Genomic DNA, 5752 nt, shown 5'->3' with positions numbered 1-5752 from the left:
CTGCTTTCCAGAGTTGCCTCGCCGCGGCGGTACGTGGGCCTGAGAGTTTCCTGGGGAGGGTTTGCTCCTACGGCGCCTGCTGAACGTACCGGCAGGACTCTCCCGCCGCAGATCGTAAGCATTTTCAGTTATGGGATGGCAGGGGCCGTGAGCATGCCCGGACGGTCGTCCCGGACCGGTCAGCTCAGCCGGCTAGCCACCGGTTCAGTGTGGTCTCGGTCACGAAGAAATGTCAAACGGGGGCCGGATTTGGCATGCAGGGAAATGTCCGGTAACTTGTGAGCCGAATCACCCACATCTTCATAGCCTTTCGACCCGTGGCGGGAGAGTCCTCCCAGTCATTCACCGGGCAGGCGCCGTAGGAGCAAATCCTCCCCAGGAATCTCTCAGGCCCCCGTACCGCCACGGCTAGGCAACTCTGGAAAGCAGTTCGGGTAACCGGGCTCACCGACGGTGCAAGCGGAGAACCAAGTCCGCGGAATCTCTCAGGTCCAATACAGAGCGGGGAGGAACCCAATCCATGCCGTGCCACTCGTGGCCGGCCAGACCTGGAGTTCCTCATGACGATTCAATCTCTTCCATCAACTTTTGCCGACCGGCATATCGGCGCCCGGCGCCAGGCCGATATCGACACCATGCTCAAGACCGTTGGCTATGACACGGTCGAAGGCCTCGTTGATTCCGCCGTTCCGGCGTCCATCCGCCAGGAGAATGCCCTCCGACTCACCGCTGCCCTCAGCGAAGTTGAGGTTCTCTCCGAGCTTCGCCGCCTGGCCGCCAGGAACAAGACCGCGGTGCAGATGATCGGCCAGGGCTACTACGACACCGTGACGCCCCCGGTGATCCGCCGAAACATCCTTGAAGCACCCGCCTGGTACACGGCCTACACCCCGTACCAGCCGGAGATCTCGCAGGGCCGGCTCGAGGCGCTTCTGAACTTCCAGACCATGGTCCAGGACCTCACGGCCCTCCCTGTTGCCAACGCGTCCCTGCTGGATGAGGCGACCGCCGTGGCTGAGGCCGTACTGCTCATGCGCCGGGCCAACAAGAACAAGGACGCCAAGGACGGGAAGACGGTCCTGGATGCGGACTGCCTGCCGCAGACCATCGCCATCGTCCGGGGCCGCGCCGAAGCGCTCGGTTTCGAGGTGGAGGTTGCCGACCTCTCCCAGGGACTGCCCGACGGCGACATCAACGGCGTCGTCCTCCAGCAGCCGGGCGTTTCCGGCCGGGTGTGGGACCAGTCCGGCGTCATCGCCGCCGCCAAGGAGCGGGGTGCGCTGGTGACGGTGGCCGCCGACCTGCTTGCCCTCACCCTCATCACGCCACCGGGCGAGCAGGGCGCGGACATCGCCGTCGGAACTGCCCAGCGCTTCGGCGTGCCGCTGTTCTTCGGCGGCCCGCACGCCGCCTACATGGCCGTCCGTGAAGGCATGGAACGCACGCTCCCCGGCAGGATCGTCGGAGTCTCCAAGGACAACGCCGGTGTTCCCGCCTACCGCCTCGCACTGCAGACCCGCGAGCAGCACATCCGCCGCGAGAAGGCCACGTCCAACATCTGCACCGCGCAGGCGCTGCTGGCCATCGTGTCGTCCTTCTACGCCGTCTACCACGGCCCCGACGGCCTGAAGGCCATCGCCGAAACCGTCCACAACAACGCCCGCGTCCTCGCGACCGCGCTCAGGACGGCGGGCCGCGAACTCGCCAGCGATTCCTTCTTCGACACGCTCACCGTGCGCGTGCCCGGCAAGGCCGCCAAGGTCATCACGGCGGCCGAGGCCCGCGGGATCAACCTGCGCCTCATCGACGCGGACACCGTCGGCGTTTCCATTGATGAGACGACGACGGCGGCAACACTTTCCGCTGTAGCCGTCGCCTTCGGCGCCGGTCCCGTAGGGGACGCAGCGGGCTTCGAACTCCCGGAAGCCGTGCTGCGCACGTCCGATTACCTGCAGCACCCGGTGTTCAACACGCACCGCTCCGAAACCCAGCTGCTGCGCTACATCCGCAGGCTCTCCGACCGCGACCTGGCCTTGGACAGGACCATGATCCCGCTGGGCTCGTGCACCATGAAGCTGAATGCTACGGCCGAGATGGAAGCCATTTCCTGGCCGGAGTTCGCCTCGATCCACCCGTTCGCCCCGGATTCCCAGACCGGGGGCTGGCGTGAACTCATCGATGGTTTGGAAGCTGACCTCGCCGAGATCACCGGCTACGATCAGGTGTCCATCCAGCCCAACGCCGGCTCGCAGGGTGAGCTCGCGGGGCTGCTGGCCATCCGCGGCTACCACCGGTCCCGCGGCGATGAGCAGCGCAACATCTGCCTGATCCCGGCCTCGGCGCACGGCACCAACGCGGCTTCGGCCGTGCTGGCCGGGATGAAGGTGGTCGTCGTGGCCACCGCCGCCGACGGCACGATCGACCACACCGACCTGCACGCCAAGATTGAGGCGCACAAGGACGTCCTTTCGGCGATCATGATCACCTACCCGTCCACGCACGGTGTCTACGACGCCGACGTCCGCGAGGTCTGCGACGCCATCCACGCGGCCGGCGGCCAGGTCTACGTGGACGGCGCCAACCTCAACGCCCTGGTCGGCCTCGCGCAGCCGGGCAAGTTCGGCGGCGACGTCTCGCACCTGAACCTGCACAAGACGTTCTGCATCCCGCACGGCGGCGGCGGACCCGGCGTCGGGCCGGTCGCGGCCAAGGCGCACCTGGCACCGTTCATGCCGGGCGATGCGAACAACGCTTCTTCCGACAACGCAGGAGCAGGACACGGCGTCGCCATTTCTGCCTCCCGCTTCGGTTCCGCGGGCGTGCTGCCCATCTCCTGGGCGTACGTGAAGCTCATGGGCGGGGAGGGCCTGACCGAGGCCACCAAGTCCGCACTGCTCGCGGCGAACTACGTCGCTGCGCGGCTGAACGAGTTCTTCCCGGTCCTCTACACGGGTGACAGCGGGCTGGTGGCGCACGAGTGCATCCTGGACCTGCGCGAACTGACGGCCAAAACCGCCGTGACCGCCGAGGACGTGGCCAAGCGCCTGATCGACTACGGTTTCCACGCCCCCACGCTGGCGTTCCCGGTGGCCGGCACCCTGATGGTGGAGCCCACCGAGTCGGAGGATCTGGCCGAAATTGACCGGTTCATCGACGCGATGATCGCCATCCACGCCGAGATCGGGCAGGTCGCCAACGGCGACTTCACCCTGGAAAACAGCCCGCTGCGCAACGCACCCCACACGGCGGCCGCCGTCGTCAATTCCAGCTGGGACCGTTCCTATCCCCGCGAGCAGGCCGCCTTCCCGGTGCAGACACTCAAGCAGGACAAGTACTTCCCGCCGGTGGGCCGGATCGACGGCGCGGCAGGCGACCGGAACCTGGTCTGCTCCTGCCCGCCCCTCGAAGCGTTCGAGGACAACACAGCAGACTTCGAAAACTAAGGATTCCGCAATGACCGAGAACTACACCGCCCTCTACGACCAGCACAAGAAAGCCGGCGCGTCCTTCACCGACTTCGGTGGCTGGCAGATGCCGCTGAAGTACACGTCCGAGCTGGCCGAGCACCATGCCGTCCGCAACGCAGCAGGCCTGTTCGACCTCTCCCACATGGGCGAAGTCTGGGTCACCGGCCCGGACGCCGGCGCCTTCCTGGACTATGCACTGGCGGGCAAGCTGTCCGCCATCGCCGTCGGCAAGGCCAAATATTCATTGATCTGCGACGCCGACGGCGGCATCATCGACGACCTCATCTCCTACCGCCGCGGCGAGCAGAAGTACCTCGTGGTCCCCAACGCCGGCAATGCAACGAAGGTGGCCACCGCCCTCGCCGGGCGCGCGGCGAACTTCAACGTCGCCGTCGAGGACGCCTCCGCGGAGACGTCGCTGATCGCGGTGCAGGGGCCCAACGCGGAGGCCATCCTGCTCCAGCTCGTCCCGGCCGGGCAGCACTCCCTTGTGACCGAACTGAAGTACTACGCCGCCGTCGAGGTGGGAATCACCGTCAACGGCACTGTCCAGACCCTGCTGCTGGCCCGTACGGGCTACACCGGAGAAGACGGGTTCGAAATCTACGTGCCGAACGAGGATGCCGCCGGAGTTTGGGAGTCACTCCTGGACGCGGGCGCCGCGCACGGGCTCATCCCCGCCGGCCTGGCCTGCCGGGACTCGCTGCGCCTGGAAGCCGGCATGCCGCTCTACGGCAACGAGCTCTCGCGCCACGTCAATGCCTACGCGGCGGGCCTGGGCCCGGTGGTTTCGCTGGCCAAGGAAAGCGACTTCGTGGGCAAGGAGGCGCTGGCCGCGATCAAGGCGGCCGGCGTTGGTTCCACCATTGGCCAAAAGCTCGTGGGCCTCAAAGGCCTGGGCCGGCGCGCCGCCCGGGGCCACTACCCGGTCCTCAACGACGGCATGCTGATCGGCGAGGTCACCTCCGGCCAGCCCTCCCCCACCCTCGGCTACCCGGTCGCGATGGCCTATGTCGACGTCGAGCATTCCGAAGTTGGCACGGTCCTGGACGTAGACCTGCGAGGCAAGGCCGAGCGGTTCGAAGTGGTGGCCCTGCCCTTCTACAAGCGCTCCAAGTAACCAGCACCTAGATGCCAAAGGAAAAAATCACATGAGCAAAGTTGTCTCTGAACTGAAGTACTCCGCCGAGCACGAATGGGTTGCCGCTGACGGGGGCGGCCCTGTGGGGATCGGGATTTCCGCTGTCGCGGCCGACGCCCTTGGCGACATCGTGTATGTGGACCTGCCCGGGGTGGGCTCCACCGTCACGGCAGGCGAAACCTGCGGCGAGGTGGAATCCACCAAGTCCGTCTCCGACCTGTACGCGCCGGTGACCGGCGAAGTGACCGAGGTCAACGACGGCGTCGTCGCGGATCCGGCCCTGATCAACAGCGACCCCTACGGCGCCGGTTGGCTGTTCAAGGTGGCCGTCACGGAAGAGGGCCCGCTGATGTCGGCCGAAGAATACGCAACAGCAAACGGCGGCGAGCTCTAACTCCCTCCCGAGAATGGAGTTTTTGTCCAGATATCGCGACTTCGAGGCCCATTTGGACCCATTATCTGGACAAAAACTCCACTCCTAAGCGGCCTCACCCCAGCGCGTCCACCTCCCCAGCCCGAACCGACCACAACTATCCAGTTAGGAACCGACCATGGCTGTTGGCGTCTTTGACCTCTTCTCGATCGGTATTGGCCCTTCGTCCTCGCACACCGTTGGACCCATGCGGGCTGCTGCCGTTTTCGCGGAGGAGCTGAAGGCCTCCGGGACGCTGGCGGACGTGGCGTCGCTGCGGGTTGACCTGTACGGCTCGCTCGCGGCAACCGGGCACGGGCATGGCACCATGACCGCGGTCCTGCTGGGCCTGGAGGGCTATCACCCGGAGCTGATCCTGCCCGATGAAGTGGAGCAGCGGCTGGCCTCCATCGCGGAGACCGGCACCCTGCAGCTGGCCGGATCGATCGCGTTGCCCTACGGCGTGGAGGACATGGTGCTGCGGCCGCTGACCGTGCTGCCGCGGCACACCAACGGCATGACGTTCACGGTGTCCGACGCCGGGGCGAACGTGCTTCACCAGGCAACGTTCTTCTCCGTAGGTGGCGGGTTCATTGTCCGCGAGGGCGAGGAGGACGCGGCCCTGAAGGAGCTCGCCGAGTCGAAGAAGGAGCTGCCGCTGCCGTTCCGGACCGCGGCGGAACTGCTGGAGCACTGCCGCGCGCAGGGCTTGTCCATCGCCGACATCATGCT

At 66.4% G+C, this 5752-nt stretch carries 4 protein-coding genes and 2 riboswitches; all 4 genes read left to right on the top strand.

Annotated elements, in window-relative coordinates:
• Nucleotides 1-17: 17 nt before the first annotated feature.
• Nucleotides 18-115, bottom strand: a riboswitch (glycine riboswitch).
• 196 nt (nucleotides 116-311) lie between these two features.
• Nucleotides 312-412: riboswitch (glycine riboswitch) on the top strand.
• A gap of 148 nt (nucleotides 413-560) precedes the next feature.
• Nucleotides 561-3443 carry an aminomethyl-transferring glycine dehydrogenase gene (gcvP, locus tag ACFQ50_RS24205; RefSeq protein WP_377998177.1) on the top strand — a complete coding sequence of 961 codons (2883 nt, stop codon included), beginning with the start codon at nucleotides 561-563 and terminating at the stop codon, nucleotides 3441-3443.
• Between the two features lie 10 nt (nucleotides 3444-3453).
• Entirely contained in the window at nucleotides 3454-4587 is a 1134-nt protein-coding gene (gcvT, locus tag ACFQ50_RS24200) for a glycine cleavage system aminomethyltransferase GcvT (protein WP_377998176.1), read from the top strand.
• Nucleotides 4588-4618: 31 nt separating this feature from the next.
• On the top strand, nucleotides 4619-5002 hold the full coding sequence (gene gcvH, locus ACFQ50_RS24195; RefSeq protein WP_377998175.1) for a glycine cleavage system protein GcvH: 384 nt from the start codon (nucleotides 4619-4621) through the stop codon (nucleotides 5000-5002).
• 157 nt (nucleotides 5003-5159) lie between these two features.
• A partial coding sequence (locus ACFQ50_RS24190) for a serine dehydratase beta chain (RefSeq protein ID WP_377998174.1) occupies nucleotides 5160-5752 on the top strand: 593 nt, incomplete at its 3' end.

Source organism: Arthrobacter sp. NPDC056493, from assembly GCF_042795115.1.
Lineage (GTDB): Bacteria > Actinomycetota > Actinomycetes > Actinomycetales > Micrococcaceae > Arthrobacter.
Note: the sequence above shows the minus strand (reverse complement) of the source record. Positions and strands in the feature narration are given on the sequence as shown.